The sequence below is a fragment of the Oceanobacillus sp. M60 genome (genome assembly GCF_053839645.1).
Map to the genome: position 1 here is coordinate 49059 of NZ_JBSSNH010000009.1, position 19670 is coordinate 68728.

Sequence of the window (19670 nt, forward strand, 5' to 3'; positions counted from 1 at the left end):
TAATTGACAACTTTCTAAGATTCATTAGCAGCTTCCTTCTTTAGACGAGAAGAACGGACATTGAACTACCCCCGCTTATCAACCTTCAAGGTTGATTGAAGTGGGGGATTCCTAAGAACACCAACCTATCGGTCAGTTATGGATTAGGCTAGCCCCGCAGTCCCTGCGGTTAATCGCAATGCTTCTTTACGAAGATTCCTGCTTGCGTTCTTATCTCTTTGGTGATGGCATTGACAGATATCACACGTCCATGCACGCAAAGCAAGTTTTTTAACGTCTTGGTTTTGGTGTCCACAATTGGAACACAGCTGACTGGATGGATAGTTTTTAGCGACCTTAACAATCTGCTTTCCATACCAGGCCGCTTTATATTCCAGCATTGTTCGGAACGTTGACCAGGATACTTCGCTAATCGCTTTCGCAAGATTTTGATTTTTTAACATGTTTTTCACAGATAAATCTTCTATTCCGATGATATCGTGGTTTTTGACTATCTCGGTGGAGATTTTATCTAACATGTCTTTTCTTTTATTAGTAATTTTCTCGTGAAGCCGGGCTACTTTTCTTTTTTGTTTCTGCCAATTCGCCGAGCCCACCTGTCGCCTTGAAAGAATCACCTGCGCTTTTGCCAGCTTCTTTTCTAATGCCCGGAAAAACCTTGGATTTTCATACACCGTCCCATCGGAAAGGGTTGCAAAATCGGTTATTCCAACATCGATGCCTACAGAAGAACCTGTTTTTTCATAGTGCTTAACTTCCGTTTCAACCACAATCGAAACAAAGTACTTGCCTGAAGGATTGCGCCGGATCGTTGCATTGATAATACGTCCTTCCACTTCCCGACTTTTGGCAAAACGAACCAATCCGAGCTTAGGCAGTTTGATATGTTTATCCAATACAGCAATGTTTCTATTGACATGTTTCGTGGTATACGATTGAACAGGATTCTTTTTTGATTTAAAACGAGGTGCCTTATTCTGCTTCTTATAATAGCGCGTATAGGAATCATTCACATTTTCCACTGCTTTTTGAAGGGCAATGCTATCGACTTCTTTGAGGAAGGGATAGTTTTTCTTCAATTCTGGAACCGCTTTGATTGCCTTATTTTTATTGAAAAATTCGCCCTTCCAATTATTTTGAAGAAGCTGTCCGTTTTGTATCATTTCATTCACCGTATGCCAATAGTGGTCTTTTTCTTTTTGTTTTCCTGTAAAATAGTTGTAGACAAAGCGGAAGCAGCCGATTGTCTTATGGATGAAGGTGATTTGTTTTTTGTTCGGATAGATACGAAAACGAAATGCTTTTTTTACTTTCATAGCTTCTTACCTCCTCTTGTCTATTATATCAGAAGAAGGATGATTTTGGAACGTTTGTTCGACTCGGTGTTGGATAGTCGAGACGCCCTAAAGTAATCTTTTGTGCATAGGAGATTCATCTCCCCCTCACCTCTACGCGCTTGAAGAGGGAGTTTTCTCTCATTTTTTTGATAAAGAAAGCAATCGTCCCTGCAAATAGAAGAATAATGAATACCAAAGACCACGTATTTATATAAGATGGAAGCCCTCTCGCAACACGAATATCATTCCATATAATAAAAGGGAAGAGAATAGCTATCTCATTTTTTTAAACGTTCACCAGCATTCTGGAATTGATATATTGCCCTTTCACATTTGCTTCTGTTAGATTCCGATAATTATATACATGTGGAAATCGTTCCATAACAGTCATCCCAAACCATAAAAGTAACCCGATGCCTAAGAGGATGAACAGTTCTTCCCTTCCTCCCCATCTTGTTACTTCCCCTGCTTCATTATATTGTCCGGGAATCTGATTTGGAATAGCATCCCATGTAAAAATAATATACACAATAACACCAGAGAAACTCAGTATTCCCAGAACATTCAACAGCTTTTCAATTGCAGTCATTTTTAAGTTTAGATTCGGCGGATTGGTTTCCCTAATAAGTGTCCCCTCTTTTTTTCTTAGAAAAATAAAAAAGAATCAGGCAGCTTGAAACATACTTGATTCTTTTGGAAAAATATATTCTTTAATTTTAAAATCGTGTCGCTTTAACCTTGCGAATACGAGCTTCTTTCAACAGCATCAAATATTTGGATCTCGCTAATAGCTCCTCTTTCATCCCATTACGTGACGGGTCAATACTTTTTCGCACAAAATCCTGAAGCTGCCTCCACTCGCCCTCTACTTGATATAAAGCATTCAGAAGCTCCTGGTCCATATCTTTTTTCTTTAATTTCTTTGCCATATTTCCCACCAAACCTCGTTATAAAATGAAATTTCATCCCATGGAAGCTTTATTCTCCTCATGAATGATCAGCGATACAATTTAGACATCTCTTCGTCCCTCTAATGCTTTTGATAATGTAACCTCATCCGCATATTCCAAATCACCGCCGACAGGCAATCCATGTGCAATACGTGTGGTACGAATACCAGAAGGCTTTACCAACCGGGAAATATACATTGCCGTGGCTTCCCCTTCAATATTCGGATTGGTTGCTAAAATAAGCTCTTCTACTTCTTCGTCTTTCAATCGATTAATCAAATCCGGCACATTAATATCCTCTGGACCAATTCCGTCCATCGGTGAAATGGCTCCATGGAGAACATGATATTTGCCGCGAAATTCTTTCATTTTTTCCATCGCAATCACGTCTTTCGGATCTTGGACAACACAAATAATCGATCCATCCCGGCTGGTATCCTGACAAATAGCACACGGGTCTTGGTCTGTAATATGTCCGCAAACAGAACAATGGGTAAGCTCCCGTTTCGCATTCACTAATGCATTAGCAAAATTCATCACATCGTCATCCTTCATATTTAAAACAAAGAAGGCCAGACGTGCTGCTGTCTTTGGACCAATTCCCGGTAATTTGGAGAAGCTATCCATCAGCTTGGTTATCGGCTCTGGATAATACATACTTTCTTACCCCCTTATCAAAAAAAGTCAATTAAAAACTCTATCTTTTGCGAAAATAAGACGCCTTGGCAGTGAAGCCAGACGTCTTATCTTTAATTAGAAAGGAATTAGAACATTCCTGGCATATTCATTCCTTTTGTAAATTGTCCCATGGTATCATTTGTTTTGTCATCGATTTGTGTTAACACGTCATTAGTCGCTGCTAAAATAAGATCCTGCAGCATTTCAATATCATCCGGGTCAACAACCTCTTCTTTGATTTCTACATCTGTAATTTCTTTTTTGCCATTCGCCCGGACAGTTACCATGCCGCCGCCAGCTGAAGCTTCAAAGGACATTTCATGTAATTCATCCTGTGCCTTCATCATTTTCTTCTGCATTTTCTGCATTTGCTTCATCATGTTATTCATATTTCCCTTCATGGAAAATACCTCCTTTAAATGTATATGTTAATCATGAATTTCTAAAAGATCATCACCAAAAAGCTTTCGCGCTTCATCTACGAGCGGGTCTCCTTCTGGTTTCTTGGGTTCATCCGGCTTTTCCTGCTTTTGAATATACTCACTGCGCAGGTCATTCCACTCTTTCTCCGGAATAGGAATAATCGTGCGGTGTTTATCCAAATTCCCTAATATCGATTCTACCATTTCCCGATGATCCAGGAATAAAGAACAATGAATTTCATATTTAAACGCAACAATCAGGGTATCAGCTGATGCCGCAGCAGGCTTGCTGTCCTGAATCGTCGCATGAGCCGGGGCATTTGTTGTTTTCAACTGATTTAAGAAGTTTGCCCAATGTGCATGAACATCTTTCAGTTCTTTTTTCTCTGCCTTTCCTAGTGTATCACGAATTCGATCAAATGGAATCTTATAAGTGTTTCGTGAATTTCTCGAGCTGGGACGGCGTCTTTCCTGTGCAGGGGCGGTACCGCCAGCATCTTGCTGCTGGGGCGGGGCTTCTTTTAATTTTGCAATATCACGCTCCATCGCCTGCAGTTTCTGCTGAAGCTGCCCGACAACAGCTGATTGCTCCACAGCTTCCGGCTGAAGCTGTCCGGATCCTTGCGTCTTTCCAAATTGATCTGTAATGGACAACAGTGCAACTTCAATAAAGATTTTCGGACTGTTGGACCATTTCATTTCCTGCTGGCATTGATTCAGTTCAATAATTGCATGCTGAATCCAGCTGTTCTCCACTTGCTCCGATAATGCTTCAAAAGCTTCATTGGCTACTGCCCGTTCTAATAAATCAGCTAAACCTGACGAGCTTTTATATAAAAGTAAATCACGCATAAAGTAGATTAAATCCTGTACAAACTTTCCCGGATCTTTTCCGGTCTGAATCATCTGGTCCAATCCTTGAAGCACCGTCTGCACATCCTGCTGAATCATTGCACGGACGATATTGGTGAGCACCTCCTGAGATACTCCGCCAGTTACAGCAAGCACATCTTCTAACTCTACCTGCTCCTCACTATAGGAAATTGCCTGGTCCAGGATACTCAGTGCATCACGCATTCCGCCTTCTGCTGCTAATGCCACAGACTCTAAGGCTTCCTCTGTAACAGAAATAGTTTCTGCCTGCATGATTTTTTGCATTCTTTCCACAATTGCCTGATTAGAGATCGGTTTGAAATCAAAGCGCTGGCAACGGGATATAATCGTTAATGGTATTTTATGCGGTTCGGTAGTTGCCAGAATAAATACAACATGTTTTGGCGGCTCTTCCAGCGTTTTCAAAAGCGCATTAAATGCATTGACAGATATCATATGCACTTCATCAATAATATACACTTTATAAGGAACAGCACTCGGTGCATACTTTACTTTATCACGAATATCACGAATATCATCGACGCTAGTATTTGATGCCGCATCAATTTCAATGACATCCGAAATAGAGCCATCTTGAATCCCTTTACATGCCGCACATTCATTACATGGTTCTTTGACAGGCGCATGCTCACAATTAATCGTTTGTGCAAAAATCTTTGCAGCACTCGTTTTCCCTGTCCCTCTTGGGCCAGAGAATAAATAAGCATGTGAGAATTTATCCTGGGTAATAGCATTTTGTAATGTTCTCGTGATATGCTGCTGTCCTACGACATCTTCAAATGTTCTTGGTCGCCAGACGCGGTATAAAGCTTGATAACTCATGATTTCGATTCCCCTTATTTGTCTCCTTCTTATTATACCCGATTAAAGGCTTGGATGAAAACCTTAGAAATGATTATCTGGAAGTAATTTATGTTTGCAAAAATTAGCTTAGAATTTAATTTTTTTATGTTGAATAAAAAGGTTCGTCTAAATTTATAGAACTAATGTTCCTATTATGGTATAATACACTAAGATACTCACAGTAAGAAGTTAAACGGTGGAAGGTACCATCTCCTATATGAAAGGAGGTGATGCCTATGGCTACTTTTGATGCCTTATCTTTAATGATCAGCTTTGGCTTGCTTATTATAGCCATTCTTTCATTTCATGATAAAGACCAAAAGTAAAAAAACCACCCTTCGCTTGCCGGCAAACAGGGTGGCTTCATTGTCACTTAAAACAGCCTTCCCTCTCTGATGGAGAGAAATCACTGTGTGTATTTTCCGGGCAGCATGTGGTTGCATGCTGCCCTTTTTTATATCGTATGCTTTGCTATAGAAATTATATCATATCCCTGGTTTCTAGTACAATTTTACCTGTAAAAAGAAACTCGTACGGGGAATCATCCTTCTATTCGTCTGCATTCATCACTACTTCTTCGGATAAGCACGCTTATATTGTCTTGCCGGTTCCATCGTATCTCCCAACTGTTCGCTTGCCCGAATGGCCCAATAAGGATCTTTCAGCATACCGCGGCCAATCGCAACCAGGTCCGCATCGCCATTGCCAATAACAGACTCTGCCAACGCAGGGTCTTCTAAAAGGCCGACAGCAATCACCGGCATATCCAGCTCTTCTTTAAACCTGCGTGCAAATGGAAGCTGATAGCCTGGATTGGTGGCTGGTTTTTGCTTTCCTGGAGGTGCTTCTCCGCCGCTGGAAATATGGAACATATCAACACCAGCCGCTTTATATTTTTTGGCAATTTCTAATGCGTGGTCTATATCATAGCCGCCATCCATGTATTCTACAGCTGAAATGCGCATCAGAAGCGGCATATCTGCAGGAATCACATCTTTCACAGCACGGATAATTTGTACCCCAAAGAAGGACAGCTCCTGATATTCATCCTCTCTCTGATTAATTAACGGAGAATGAAATTGATGAATCAAATAACCGTGTGCTCCATGCAATTCAATCGTATCAAAACCAGCTTCGACTGCTCGTTTTGCTGCATCCTGGAACTGTTGAATCGTTTCCCGGACTTCATCTGTCGTTAAAGCACGAGGCATTTTATCATCCTCAGTAACAGGAATTGCCGATGGAGCAACTGGCGGGTTCGCATCCTCAGCCTTTCTGCCGGCATGCGCAATCTGAATACCAATTTTAGCGCCCTGCTTATGAACGGCATCAACTATTTTTTTATAAGCTGGAATTTGCTCGTCTGACCAGAGACCAAGGTCATTATCTGTAATCCGCCCATCCGGATCGACATCTGTCATTTCCACTAAGATTAATCCGGCGCCGCCCACTGCACGGGAGGTATAATGAACAAAATGCCAATCGTTTGGAATCCCGTCCTTAGCATCTACTGAATACTGGCACATTGGAGCCATGACAACTTTATTTTTCAAGGTTAAATTTTTTAATGTAAAAGGTTGTGTTAATTGAGCCATTTTTACACCTCGCTTGTAAATTTTAAGTAATTCATAGCATATGCTTTCTTATGATTCAGTGCAAATAATCTGTTTATCCCGCTATATTTTTGCATAAAAAAAAGAACTGCATTCACAGTCCTTTTCTTTCATATGTAACGTGCACCTGCTTTCGATGGAGTGACCATATGCGCTACGTAAGTTCATGGCTCAGCCCAGGTTTCCCTGCGGCACACAAGAATGACCACTTACTGCTGCTTCCTTCCGGACCTGACAGGGTTCATGGGTTCCTGTTGCGCAGGACCCGGACGTCAACACCAATTCCTTACGTCTGACCACACAGTCATCCCACCTCGAGCAGGAATTCGGCCTCGCTATAGCGGATTGCGAGTACAGGGCACCGCTACCTCCCCGCTTAGCACGTATTTATTATTATAGCTTCCTCGTCCTAAAAATGCAATGAAAAAAGTATCTTTTCCAGTGCCGGTCTATTCTCCCGCCTCAGCATCCTTTTCATTCTTCTTCTGACGCAGCTCTTTAAAAAAATTCTTTAAAACCGTACTGCATTGTGGTTCAAGCACACCAGATTTCACCTCGACCTGATGGTTAAACCGCGGTTCTTCCAATAAATTCATTAAGGTTCCCGCACAGCCTGCTTTTGGGTCACTTGCTCCATAGACTACACGCTTCACTCTTGATTGAACAATTGCTCCGGCGCACATAGGGCATGGCTCTAATGTAACATATAAGGTGCAATCCTCTAATCTCCAGCTGCCGACTTTTTGATTGGCATCCTGAATAGCAAGAAGCTCTGCATGAGTTAAAGTAGTCTGCATGGATTCACGCAAATTAAAGCCTCTGCCGATAATTTCTCCTTCCTTCACGACCACTGCACCAATGGGAACTTCGTTTAACATCCAAGCTCTGCGTGCCTCCTGCAGAGCAGCTGCCATATACTTTTCATCTTGGCTTACAGATATTTCTTCTGTCATTTTTATCACATCACTTTATTCTCGTTTTAATAATTGTTTAGCGGGAATACTATATTAACTGATTTCTTTAAAAAAGGAGAAGCTCATGAATATAACACCAGAGAACACAGCACTCGTTTTTATCGACTTAATCAATGATTTTAAATTTGACGGCGGTGACAACCTTCTTGCAAACACAGAAGAGATTCTCCCAAATTTAATTAATTTGCGTCACTTCGCCAAAGAAAAGTCGATACCTATTATCTACGTTAACGATCATTATGGCTTATGGCAAGCAGATTTCCGGGAGATTATCAAATATTGTAAAAATGAAAAGAGTGAGAACATCATTGAAAAAATCAAACCGGATGATGACGATTATTTCCTAATTAAACCACAACACTCCGCCTTTTTTCAAGCACCCTTACACGCTCTTTTAACAGATTTAAAACGAACACATCTTATTTTGGCAGGGATCGCCGGCGATATTTGTATTCTGTTTACGGCAAAGGATGCCTATATGTATAAATTCAGCCTTTCCATTCCTAAAAACTGCCTCGCCTCCGAGGGAGTGGATAATAATAACTATGCGCTTTATCTAATGGAATCGGTCATGGATGCAGATATTACAGCAATTTAACATATTACTTTCTCCCCCTTCATATAGTGAGTAAGAAGCACTCTGAAGGGGGTTATTAGTTTGCAAATATACGTCGTTGAACAAGGAAATACGCTGGAGCAAATTGCAGATACATACGGTTCCTCCGTTCAAGATATTGTCAATGCGAATGAACTAAATGCACCTGACCAATTAGTTATCGGGCAAGCACTTGTCATTCCCATTGTCGGAGAGTTTTATTTTGTGCAGTCTGGTGATACACTTTCTTCCGTGGCGGCTCAATTTAACATCCCTGTGGAGGAATTAGCAACGATTAACGGATTAAATGCAAATCAGATTATTTATCCTGGACTTCGCCTATACATCCCGCCTGCTCCAAAAGAACCGATTACTTCCAATGCCTATGTCGAACCAATGGGAGAGGAGGTTTCCCAGACATTAGAAACAGCAGCAAGCACGTATTCGCCTTTTTTAACGTATCTCACCTTATTTAGCTACCGCGCTAATCGGGATGGTACACTGACAGCTCCGCCAACAGGGAATCTTATCACCTCCGCACGAGCAAACGGCGCTTCCATTGCGATGGCCATTACTAATTTAGAAGAAGGAGCATTCAGCTCGGAGGTCGGGCATATTATCTTAACGGTGCAGGCTGTTCAAAACCGGTTATTAGATGAGATTATTAATATCGCAACAGAACAAGGCTTTCGTGATGTACATTTTGATTTTGAATTTCTTCCATCAGATGATAGGGAGGCTTATAATACCTTTTTGCGTACCGCAAAGGATCGCCTTTCCCAAGCTGGACTGCTGATTTCAACAGCACTTGCGCCAAAAACGAGCGCAGAACAGGCAGGGCAATGGTATGAAGCGCATGATTACCGCACCCACGGAGAGATTGTTGATTTTGTTGTGTTGATGACTTATGAATGGGGCTACAGCTACGGGCCACCGATGGCTATTTCACCTCTCAACTCCGTCCGCGACGTGGTGGAATATGCTGTTTCTGAAATTCCATCAGAGAAAATTTTACTCGGTCAGAATTTATATGGATATGATTGGACACTTCCTTTTGTAGAAGGAGGGGAAGCGGCACGGGCTATCAGTCCGCAGCAGGCCGTTCAAATCGCCTGGGAGAATAATGTTGCGATTCAATATGATACCACAGCCCAAGCGCCCTATTTTATGTATGCAGATGCCTCCGGACAGGAGCACGAGGTTTGGTTTGAGGATGCCCGTTCAATCCAGGCTAAATTTGATTTAATCCGCGAATTTCAACTTTTAGGCATTTCTTATTGGAAATTAGGGCTGTCCTTCCCGCAGAACTGGCTGCTTTTAAATAATGAATTTGATATTCAAAAATTAGAGGAATAAGCAGAATATGTACATGAAAAAGAGTGCTTTGAAACCATATTTTCAAAGCACTCTTCTTTATTTCTAATTATACTTTTTAATTAACCAAGCACTTTCACAGACTCACGATTAAACGCTGGAATATCATCTGGTGTACGGCTTGTTACTAATTGATTTTGACAAACGACAACTTCTTTATCCTGGAATTTCGCACCTGCATTTTCTAAATCAACCTGGATTGATTTAAAGCCTGTTGCTCCACGTCCATTCAGTGTTTTTGCAGTGATAAGAAGCTGCGGTCCATGACAAATGGCCATCACTGGTTTCTTCTCATCCATAAAATGTTTTGCAAATGCAACGAAGCGGTCATCTGCACGAAGCATGTCTGGAGAGAAACCGCCAGGAATAAATAATGCATCAAAGTCTTCTGGTTTTACGTCATCAATACCTTTATCGATAGTTACTTTTGTATCTTCTGATTTGCCTGTTACGGTATTGCCTTGTTCTTTTTCAATCGTAACCAGCTCATGACCAGCTTCTTCCAATGCTTTTTTAGGGTCTGTATATTCTACGTCTTCAAATAAGTCTGTGATAACTGTTGCAATTTTTTTACCCATGAATTATTCACTCCTTTAATATTGGTTACATCCTATATCTTCCCAAATAGAATTTATTTAAAACATACGAATTGATATTCTTTGTAAAGGGCGTTATCGAAGGAACGATTAACTCCTGTTTCTGTGAAAAAAAAGTTATTTTTTAATGTACGAAAGTTTGAGTACGTAAAAATAGTGGCTTCTCATTTTTATCGTTAAATGAGAAGCCACTATGTTCATTTTATAAAGTATTTCCTGCTTTTTTACAATAGACGGATTACTCCTCTAACGTCGAAGTATCTCCTGTCGGCAGCCCTAATTCCCATGATTTTAATAAACGGCGCATGATTTTACCGCTCCGTGTTTTAGGAATAGAGTCTTTTACTTCAATTTCTCTTGGTGCAGCGTGTGCACTTAATTCTTTTTTAATAAATTGACGAATTTCTTCCAACAGCTCATCACTTTTTTCATGACCCGGATTTAAGGTGATAAATGCTTTAATAATTTCTCCACGCTCCGGATCCGGCTTACCGATAACTCCCGCCTCTGCAACAGCCGGATGTTCAATCAGCTTGCTCTCGACTTCAAATGGTCCGACCCGTTCTCCAGATGTATTGATAACATCATCCAGACGGCCCTGGAACCAGAAATATCCATCTTCATCGCGATATGCACTATCTCCAGAGACATACCAGCCGTTAATAAAATAACTTTCATATTTTCCTTTATTGTTCCAAACCTCGCGCATCATGGATGGCCATCCCGCTTTGATGGCTAAATTACCCATTTGATTTGGAGGGATTTCATTGCCTTCATTATCGACAATGGACGCCTCTACCCCAGGGATTGGTTTCCCCATGGAACCAGGTCTGATTTCCAGTGACGGGATGTTTACAATCACCTGCGCCCCTGTCTCTGTCATCCACCAGGTATCATGAATTCGTAAATCGAAAGCTTTTAATCCCCATGTAATTACTTCCGGATTTAATGGCTCTCCTACGCTCAAAATATGACGCAGCGCAGACAGGTCATATTCTCTGACCTTCTCTTCGCCGTGACTTACAAGCATCCGTAATGCTGTCGGTGCAGTATACCATACGGTAACATGATTATCCTGTAACGTTTTATACCAATCATCTGGAGAAAAACGTCCGCCGCGAATCACATTTGTCACTCCGTGCAGCCAAGGCGCAAAAATACCATAGCTTGTTCCTGTAACCCAGCCAGGGTCAGCTGTACACCAATAGATGTCATCGTCCTCTAAATCTAACACCCATTCTCCAGTTGCGTAATGCTGTATCATAGCGTTATGGACATGCAGGATGCCTTTTGGCTTCCCTGTGGAACCAGATGTATAATGAAGCAGCATGCCATCTTCTCTATCCACCCAAACAATATCAAAATCCGTGGATGCCTCTTTCATTTCGGAATCGAAACCAATATACTGGTCTCCTTCTTCCTCATGCGCACCTACTAACACGATTTTCTCTAAATGAGGCAGTCTGTCCTGCGGGATACGGTAGAGTAAATCAGGAGTTGTTATTAATACACGCGCCTCACTATTCTCTAATCGATCGCCGACTGCCTGCTCCATAAATGCCTCAAACAGCGGTCCTGCAATCGCCCCTATTTTTAGAATACCAAAAAATGCTTGATAGAACTCCGGACTTCTCGGCATAAAAAGAAAAACACGATCTCCTTTTTGCACATCGTATTTCTTCAATACATTCGCAAATTGATTACTTTGTAAACGAAGTTCATCAAAGCTGACCTTTTCTTCTCGATTGGGATCTGAATATAGTAATGCGATTTTATCCTTCTTATCCGGATTATCAGCATGTCTATCAATTGCTTCATAGGCCATATTCACTTTTCCTGTTTCATGCCAGGAAAAGTTCTTCTCCACACTTTCCCAAGAAAATGTTTTTCGAAAATCCTCGTAGTTTTTTAAATTATGATTGCCTTCACGTGCCGGAATTGCTTGCATATCCATCTAATCACCTCATTCATCTTAATTGGAAACGATTACAAATAGAATTAAAAAAAGGATTAAAATATTTTGTTAACTATTTCTATTTTAGAACATTCTGTGACATTTTTAAAGAGTTTGTTTCTAATTTTACAAAATAAAGGAGATATTACTGGGATGAATACCCGTTAACCCATGATTTACAGCAGTTTATCAGGAACAAATAAATTAAGCAGAAAGCGTGCTGCAGGTTATCTCTTAATCAACTTCCAGCTAAATAGAATAAAAACAACGTACGAAACAAAGAAATCCGGACCCATTTTGAACATTCTCTCGTTAGAATGCAAATGCGTTCGGATTTCATTGAATTAAATATTGATTTTATGCATTTTGTGTCTTTTTCTCATTCCGTTTTCCCCGTTCAGATATAATATATGCACAAGTAGCATCGCCGGCAATATTTAGAGATGTCCTTAACATATCGAGAAGACGGTCAATACCAATTATTAAAGCAATACCTTCTACCGGCAGCCCAACTTGGCCAAGTACCATTGCCAGCATCACCAGTCCGACGCCAGGGACGCCTGCTGTACCAACACTTGCCAACGTAGCGATAAGAACGACCATTAATAAATCCATAAAAGTCAGCGGGATATCATACACTTGGGAAATAAATACGGTTGCTACAGCCTGCATAATTGCTGTCCCGTCCATATTAATGGTTGCACCGAGCGGCTGAACAAAGCTGCTGACAGCTTTTTTTACACCCAGTTTTTCTTGAGCTGTCTTCATCGCCACAGGAAGTGCAGCATTAGAGCTGGAAGTACTAAAGCCAACCACCATTGCCGGGAAAAATACTTTAAAAAATGTAATTGGGTTCCCGCGTCCGATTAGCCAAATAGCAAGCGAATAGATAATGAGTGCGTGCAGCAGCAAACCTGCAATCACCGTTAACATATAGCTCAACATGGAACCGAGTGCATTCAGTCCAGCATCACCAATTGCTGAGGCAATCAAAGCAAATGCCCCATACGGAGCAAATCGCATAATCACTGTAATTAACCAATTCAAAATTTCGTTTGCCTGTTCAAATAGATTATATATTCCTTTTGTTTTATCACTTAAAAATGCCAATGCAACCCCAATAAAGATAGCAAATGCAATAATCTGAAGCATTTCTCCAGATGCCAATGCTTCTATAGGATTCTCAGGAACAATATTAATCAACGTCTCCATAATTGGCGGTGCTTCATCTGCGCTGTATTCTGCATTTGACGTATCAAAAATCCCTGTCGACCCCGGCTGGATCAAATAACCCAAACCTAGACCTAAACTGATTGCAATTGCCGTTGTTGTTAAGAAAAAGGCAACCGCGGAAACACCAATCTTTCCTAATTTTTTCGGGTCTCCCAGGCCTGCTGTTCCTAATACAATGGATACAAATACAAGCGGAACTACTAACATCATTATAAGATTAATAAATATTTGACCAATCGGGTCTAATACATATTTATCGAGAGGTTCAAAAAAACTTTCCGGGGCAAATGTCAGTGCTATACCAGCAGCTGCACCAGCAACCAGAGCAATTAATATTCTTCTCGTTAATTTTTTAGAATCCATATACCTTCTTCCTTTCACTATGTTTTCGGGTACAAAAATATCCAACTGAAACAAAGTTTTTTTTTTACTGCTAGTTACCTTCTCTTTAATCAGTCATTCTTCACTCTTGATAAACACTTTATTTTCATTGGATATAAAACATAGATTTATTGGATTTTTCATTGTAGTTGAGGCGACTACATTTTACAGGGTTTATTCTAATTGTAGAGTAAGATAAATTCTACCATAAATGTAAGGTACTTGAATAGTATGTTTTTAAATATTACATTATATTCCATATTACATAAATATGTTTAAAATCTTTACCCAGTTTTTTATTGAGTAAAACACAAGCTTCATTTATCCAATAAAAAACTACCTCCCTATGAACGAGGAGATAGAACCCGAATTACGTATTATAACAGGATAAAATATATTGTGGTTGAGAGATTTTTCTTTGAGGGGATAGCTATGTGGCGCTTAATGATAGTTATATCATTCCAGCTCTTCGAGGTATCGTTTTGATCTAGGGTGTATAAAATCTCTTCCTTTTTATTTTCGTTTATAAAAGCTCTTTGCATTTATTTAATGCATCATTCAACTCCTTATCAAATAACATTTTCACATCAATTTCTAATGCATCTGCTATTCTTTCCAGGGTATCTACATCTATCTTTGTTTTTCCCTTGGAAATATTGGTGTACCAGGCAGGAGTTTTAGAGCATTTTTTTGCAATTTGTGTCTTCGTTATCTGCTTTTGCTGTCTGATAAATTCGATTTTCTCATGTATTTCCACTAAATCACCCCATCCATCTTTTGGTTTTTATACTTTAAATTATAATTAAGCGCTTTGCATAAGTCAATATACGAAAACAATAAAATTTGCATTTCGCTTAAAAATATTATTGTTTTTATTAAAAATGGTATTATCTCTATATTGAGGTGGATACTATGAAAATTCTTTCCCAAAGATTAAGAGAAGCACGAGAAAAAGCTGGATTAAAACAAATTGAAGCTTCGAAACTTTTAGGTATTTCAAATGGTACTTTATCTGGTTATGAAAGAGAATATCGTGATCCGGACACAGACACGTTACATAAAATGGCTAATTTATATGGTGTTTCCGTAGATTGGCTTTTAGGTAAATCTATGTCTCCCTCAACAAAGGATACTTCCCGGCCGGAACCGATGTCGGAGCAAGATACATTGATGTTCCGTAATTGGAAACGAATGACAGAAGATGAGAAAGAAGAAGCTTTAAATGTGATACAATATATTTTATACAGAAAGAAAACAAATAATGGTAACGCCAATCAAAATGACTAATGCTGATTTATACTTCCATAAGCAATATAAAAACAGGTGTACTTGCTGCACCTTATTTTTAGCACTTCAAACCGAACGTATATTCTTATTGAAGGTGGGAAATCAAATGTACTATTCAGATGTAGAAAAATTTGTCGAAGTATTATACAAGCAGCTGAATATCCAGACTCCGGCAGAGCTCTCCATTTCTGCTATTGCACAAGCTTTAAATATTGAAATTATTTATGCAGCATCTGTCAGTATGCGGATAGATAATTATATCGTACTTCCAAATACTTCCCAGCAAAATATATGGCAATGTTTTGGGCATGAATTATGCCATTATTTTTTCCATGAAGGAGATCAGCGTTTTATGCATTCCCTTTTTGTCGACCTGCAAGAAAATCAAGCCAACCATTTTGCATATCATTTTTGTATCCCGACATTTATGCTGGACCAGCTTCATATCGAAAATGTTTATGATATTCTGCAGCATTTTCCGGTGGAATTTTCCTTTGCGCTGCACAGGCTGGAGATGTACCATAATAACCATTTTTCTCTGTATGAAAAAACCGCTTCCTATCTCACAGGGTAAAAATTAGACCTTGTTTCCTTTCCAACAGGCAAGAAACAAGGTCTGCGAACTTAAAATAATGTACAAAAAGGACAGTGAAAAAGAATTTTTAAATATCCTCTTAAAAGATATTGAGTACGATTATTCCACTGATAATCATAATAACAGCGATAACCCTTCTTTGATCAATTAAATACTTCGGAAGGTTAAACAGCCCAAAATGATCAATTAACAGTCCCATGATAATCTGCCCTAAAATAGCAGCCATCATCGTTAATGTAACACCCAGATAAGGCATTAAACTGATATTTGATGCGATATATGCTGCGCCGAGTGCACCACCGGCAAAATGCCAGGGCTTTAATTTAAAATCTCCAGAAATACGTGTTAACTTTACTCCTTTATTCACTATCATCGACAGAATAAATAACACAGCGGTTCCTACAATAAATGAAATAAAAGCAGCATAAATAAAGGAGTCTACTTCATAACGCAAGGCGCTATTGATTGCTGTCTGCAGCGGCGGCATCATTCCTGTACATATCCCGAACAATACCCACAGACGGGAATGACTCTGCGAAACGCCGGGATTTTTTTTCGCATTCATATAGACAATTCCGGTAATTAAAAGAAGAACACCAACGATATGCATAAAATGCAACGGTTTTACCTCTGCACCAAACCAGCCAAAGGTATCAATCAAAATACCAATCACCATCTGTCCTGTTACGGTAACAATAACCGTTAATGCTGCACCAATTTTGGGCAGTAAAATAATATTCCCTGTAAGAAAAATTACTCCAAGCACACCACCAGTAAACCAGATATAGGAAAAGGATTGATCTGCAAAGAATGATACTGTAAATTTGTCAGGATCTATCATAAGATTAATGAAAAATAAAATAATACTTCCAGATAAAAAGGAATAAAAGGATGTCGGCAACACCGCTTTCGTAAACACAGTCAGCCGATTATTTACTGCTGTCTGCAGCGGAATCATCATTCCTGCAATGATCCCCAGAACAATTATTACATACAATAAAGAAACCTTCCTTCTAAAAACCGTAATGTATTTATTTTAAGCAAATATATAGCAGAAAACAATACACTTGCTCCGTTCCCCTATCCAAAACCCGGTATTTATTAAGAGAAACCAAGAAAATCACTTGGTCTTTAAAATACTAATATTCTTGCCGAGCAGATGTCCGCTTCGGGAAGTCGCTTTCCGCGGGCAACGGTTTTGACGGGGCGAGTAACCGCAGCAGTCCTAGTGGGAAGACTCCGCAGGAAAAAAGTGTTCTTCTATTTTCTACCATAGGCATAAGCGCGACTATGCTTCTGTCTGCGCCTGTCGGCTTGCCAATCAGCAAGTCTTCTTTAAAGGAGATGAGCTCGGGGCCCATGGAAAGCGTAGTGTATTTCTGGGGCCTAAGATTACTCCCCCCATGAAACCCGTTGGAGCGGCTATCCTCAACATTTTATACTTTCTTACTCTTTAAAAAAGGCTTGGAACGAATGTTACTATTTTATAAAATCCTCTTATTTCTCAAGCTTTAAATTTGAACATTTTAAGAACTTTCTTCATTTGTGAAGTATTTCACTTGTTTTATTTTCCGAAACCGTTATAATAAAAATAGAGGTTATTGTGAATTTATTCACAATTAATTAAGAGGAGGGTTTTTGTTATGAAAGTAGCAGATGAAATGGTAAAAAGAGTCCCTTGGGATGGTTTCGTTGAAGGCAACTGGCAGCAAGAAATTGATGTTCGTGATTTTATTTTACAGAATTATCATTTATATGAAGGAAATGAATCCTTCTTAACTGATGCAACTCAAGCCACCAAAGACCTGTGGGAGCAAGTCATGCAATTAACCAGAGAAGAACGGGAAAATGGCGGTGTATATGATTTAGATACAAAAATCGTATCTACTATTACCTCTCACGGTGCTGGTTATTTAAATAAGCCCTTGGAAAAAATCATCGGCGTGCAAACAGATGCGCCTTTCAAACGTGCTCTAATGCCTTTTGGAGGTATCCGTATGGCTGTAGCTGCCGCAGAATCCTATGGCTACAAAGTTGATGATGACGTTGTCCATACCTTTACAGAACACCGGAAAACGCATAACCAAGGCGTCTTTGATGCCTATACACCCGAAATCTTAAAAGCAAGAAAAGCAGGAATCATCACCGGGCTTCCAGATGCATACGGCCGCGGACGTATTATCGGTGATTACCGCCGCGTTGCCCTGTATGGAGTAGACCGTTTAATTGAAGAAAAGAAAAAAGACCTGCAGCTGATTGGTAACGGAACAATGACGGACGATGTGATTCGCGACCGTGAAGAAACCTCGGAGCAGATTCGTTCCTTAATGGATTTGAAAAAGCTCGGAGAAAAATATGAATTTGACCTTTCCAAGCCTGCAACAACTGCACAGGAAGCATTCCAATGGCTCTATTTAGCCTATTTAGCTGCCATTAAAGAGCAAAACGGGGCTGCCATGAGTCTTGGCCGTGTTTCTACATTCTTAGATATTTATATAGAGAGAGATATTGAAAATGGGGTTATGACAGAGCAAGAAGCGCAAGAACTTGTCGATCATTTTGTGATGAAGCTGCGTCTCGTAAAATTCGCAAGAACACCAGATTATAACGAATTATTTAGCGGAGACCCGACTTGGGTAACAGAATCATTGGCAGGAATAGCAGAAGATGGACGCCCACTTGTAACAAAGAGCTCCTATCGTTTTCTGCACACATTAGATAACTTAGGACCGGCGCCAGAGCCAAACTTAACCGTACTTTGGTCTGCTAAACTGCCGGAAAACTATAAAAAATATTGTGCAAAAATGTCTATTAAATCAAGCTCGATTCAATATGAAAACGATGATATCATGCGCCCGATCTATGGAGATGACTATGGAATTGCCTGCTGTGTATCTGCAATGCGCATCGGGAAACAAATGCAGTTCTTCGGTGCACGGGCAAACTTGGCAAAAGCACTTCTGTATGCGATCAATGGCGGTGTAGATGAAAATCTAAAAATGCAGGTAGCTCCAAACTATGCACCAATCACATCAGAGTATCTTGATTACGACGAAGTGATGGAGAAATATGATAACCTCCTAGACTGGTTATCTGGTTTATATGTCAACGCATTAAACATTATCCATTATATGCATGATAAATACAGCTACGAGCGACTGGAAATGGCGTTGCATGACCGGGAAGTATTACGGACCATGGCTTGTGGTGTAGCAGGACTATCCGTCATTGTCGATTCCCTAAGCGCCATTAAATATGCGAAGGTAAGAACCATTCGTGATGAAGACGGACTTGTTGTTGATTATGAAATAGAAGGAGACTATCCAAAATACGGCAATAACGATGATCGCGCAGATGAAATTGCTGTGAGTCTCGTAAAAGACTTTATGAATAAAATTAAGAAACACCATATGTATCGCGATGCTACACCAACACAGTCTATCCTGACGATTACTTCCAATGTGGTTTACGGGAAGAAAACGGGAAATACACCAGATGGACGAAAAGCAGGAGAACCTTTTGCTCCAGGAGCAAACCCATTACACGGACGTGATAAAAATGGCTCATTAGCTTCTTTAAGCTCCGTTGCAAAATTGCCATATAAATACGCACTGGATGGTATCTCGAACACCTTCTCCATCGTGCCAAAAGCGTTAGGTAAAGATGAAGAAACAAGAAAAACAAACTTAGCCGGTATCCTCGATGGCTATGCAGCAAAAAAAGGACATCATCTAAACATCAATGTCTTTGATCGGGAAACTTTATTAGATGCGATGGAGCATCCGGAAGAATACCCGCAGCTTACCATCCGCGTCTCTGGATATGCAGTAAACTTTATTAAGCTGACAAGAGAACAGCAAATCGATGTCATTAACCGGACCTTCCATGAAAGCTTGTAAGGCCATTCTGTAAGAAGTCAATATCAAGCGCTCATTAAATAACTT

General features: G+C 40.0%; 19 protein-coding genes and 1 other RNA gene. 6 read left to right on the forward strand and 14 right to left on the reverse strand.

Translation table 11 applies throughout. The features are described from left to right. Window positions 1-143: 143 nt before the first annotated feature. The 6 genes from tnpB to dnaX form a co-directional block, all read right to left on the reverse strand. Entirely contained in the window at window positions 144-1316 is a 1173-nt protein-coding gene (tnpB, locus tag ACW0TQ_RS19840) for an IS200/IS605 family element RNA-guided endonuclease TnpB (RefSeq protein WP_455725944.1), read from the reverse strand. Window positions 1317-1623: 307 nt separating this feature from the next. Then, a complete protein-coding gene (locus ACW0TQ_RS19845; RefSeq protein ID WP_341172351.1) occupies window positions 1624-1926 on the reverse strand; it encodes a DUF1648 domain-containing protein in 303 nt (100 codons plus the stop codon). Between the two features lie 127 nt (window positions 1927-2053). Beyond that, window positions 2054-2266, reverse strand: a complete 213-nt coding sequence (locus tag ACW0TQ_RS19850) for a YaaL family protein (protein WP_042528597.1) — start codon at window positions 2264-2266, stop codon at window positions 2054-2056. Between the two features lie 81 nt (window positions 2267-2347). Continuing rightward, on the reverse strand, window positions 2348-2944 hold the full coding sequence (recR, locus tag ACW0TQ_RS19855; protein WP_042528598.1) for a recombination mediator RecR: 597 nt from the start codon (window positions 2942-2944) through the stop codon (window positions 2348-2350). A 107-nt stretch (window positions 2945-3051) separates the two neighbouring features. Further along, complete coding sequence (locus tag ACW0TQ_RS19860; RefSeq protein WP_042528599.1) at window positions 3052-3366, reverse strand: YbaB/EbfC family nucleoid-associated protein; 315 nt, start codon at window positions 3364-3366, stop codon at window positions 3052-3054. A gap of 27 nt (window positions 3367-3393) precedes the next feature. Next, entirely contained in the window at window positions 3394-5103 is a 1710-nt protein-coding gene (gene dnaX, locus ACW0TQ_RS19865) for a DNA polymerase III subunit gamma/tau (protein ID WP_042528600.1), read from the reverse strand. Between the two features lie 257 nt (window positions 5104-5360). Here dnaX and ACW0TQ_RS19870 point away from each other — a divergent pair, with 257 nt between their 5' ends. Continuing rightward, window positions 5361-5450 carry a putative holin-like toxin gene (locus tag ACW0TQ_RS19870; RefSeq protein WP_226894862.1) on the forward strand — a complete coding sequence of 30 codons (90 nt, stop codon included), beginning with the start codon at window positions 5361-5363 and terminating at the stop codon, window positions 5448-5450. A gap of 243 nt (window positions 5451-5693) precedes the next feature. Here ACW0TQ_RS19870 and ACW0TQ_RS19875 read toward each other — a convergent pair whose 3' ends face one another. From ACW0TQ_RS19875 to tadA, 3 genes are all read right to left on the reverse strand, one after another. Further along, window positions 5694-6719 carry an NADH:flavin oxidoreductase/NADH oxidase gene (locus tag ACW0TQ_RS19875; protein ID WP_042528601.1) on the reverse strand — a complete coding sequence of 342 codons (1026 nt, stop codon included), beginning with the start codon at window positions 6717-6719 and terminating at the stop codon, window positions 5694-5696. A 137-nt stretch (window positions 6720-6856) separates the two neighbouring features. Next, window positions 6857-7122: signal recognition particle sRNA large type (gene ffs / locus ACW0TQ_RS19880), an RNA gene on the reverse strand. 64 nt (window positions 7123-7186) lie between these two features. Continuing rightward, entirely contained in the window at window positions 7187-7690 is a 504-nt protein-coding gene (gene tadA / locus ACW0TQ_RS19885; RefSeq protein WP_042528602.1) for a tRNA adenosine(34) deaminase TadA, read from the reverse strand. Between the two features lie 91 nt (window positions 7691-7781). Between tadA and ACW0TQ_RS19890 the strand changes: the two genes are divergently transcribed. Both ACW0TQ_RS19890 and ACW0TQ_RS19895 read left to right on the forward strand, forming a co-directional pair. Then, window positions 7782-8309 (forward strand): cysteine hydrolase family protein, encoded by a 528-nt coding sequence (locus ACW0TQ_RS19890; RefSeq protein WP_042535603.1) that lies wholly within the window; start codon window positions 7782-7784, stop codon window positions 8307-8309. Window positions 8310-8369: 60 nt separating this feature from the next. Continuing rightward, entirely contained in the window at window positions 8370-9662 is a 1293-nt protein-coding gene (locus ACW0TQ_RS19895; RefSeq protein WP_042528603.1) for a glycoside hydrolase family 18 protein, read from the forward strand. Between the two features lie 80 nt (window positions 9663-9742). Here ACW0TQ_RS19895 and ACW0TQ_RS19900 read toward each other — a convergent pair whose 3' ends face one another. The 4 genes from ACW0TQ_RS19900 to ACW0TQ_RS19915 all read right to left on the reverse strand — a co-directional run bounded on the left by ACW0TQ_RS19900 (window position 9743) and on the right by ACW0TQ_RS19915 (window position 14601). Next, window positions 9743-10258, reverse strand: coding sequence for a type 1 glutamine amidotransferase domain-containing protein (locus tag ACW0TQ_RS19900; protein ID WP_042528605.1), 516 nt, complete (start codon window positions 10256-10258; stop codon window positions 9743-9745). A gap of 256 nt (window positions 10259-10514) precedes the next feature. Then, a complete protein-coding gene (gene acsA / locus ACW0TQ_RS19905) occupies window positions 10515-12230 on the reverse strand; it encodes an acetate--CoA ligase (protein ID WP_332093961.1) in 1716 nt (571 codons plus the stop codon). A 357-nt stretch (window positions 12231-12587) separates the two neighbouring features. Further along, window positions 12588-13826 (reverse strand): dicarboxylate/amino acid:cation symporter, encoded by a 1239-nt coding sequence (locus ACW0TQ_RS19910; RefSeq protein ID WP_042528609.1) that lies wholly within the window; start codon window positions 13824-13826, stop codon window positions 12588-12590. Between the two features lie 541 nt (window positions 13827-14367). Then, a complete protein-coding gene (locus ACW0TQ_RS19915) occupies window positions 14368-14601 on the reverse strand; it encodes a helix-turn-helix domain-containing protein (RefSeq protein WP_042528610.1) in 234 nt (77 codons plus the stop codon). 155 nt (window positions 14602-14756) lie between these two features. On the opposite strand from ACW0TQ_RS19915, the gene ACW0TQ_RS19920 reads away from it, so the two are divergent. After that, a complete protein-coding gene (locus ACW0TQ_RS19920; RefSeq protein ID WP_042528612.1) occupies window positions 14757-15131 on the forward strand; it encodes a helix-turn-helix domain-containing protein in 375 nt (124 codons plus the stop codon). Between the two features lie 106 nt (window positions 15132-15237). Then, complete coding sequence (locus ACW0TQ_RS19925; protein ID WP_042528614.1) at window positions 15238-15705, forward strand: ImmA/IrrE family metallo-endopeptidase; 468 nt, start codon at window positions 15238-15240, stop codon at window positions 15703-15705. Between the two features lie 100 nt (window positions 15706-15805). On the opposite strand, the gene ACW0TQ_RS19930 is transcribed toward ACW0TQ_RS19925, so the two are convergent. Beyond that, window positions 15806-16723 (reverse strand): DMT family transporter, encoded by a 918-nt coding sequence (locus ACW0TQ_RS19930; protein WP_052484845.1) that lies wholly within the window; start codon window positions 16721-16723, stop codon window positions 15806-15808. Window positions 16724-17369: 646 nt separating this feature from the next. On the opposite strand from ACW0TQ_RS19930, the gene pflB reads away from it, so the two are divergent. Then, window positions 17370-19625, forward strand: coding sequence for a formate C-acetyltransferase (gene pflB / locus ACW0TQ_RS19935; RefSeq protein WP_042528618.1), 2256 nt, complete (start codon window positions 17370-17372; stop codon window positions 19623-19625). The last annotated feature ends 45 nt before the right edge of the window (window positions 19626-19670 follow it).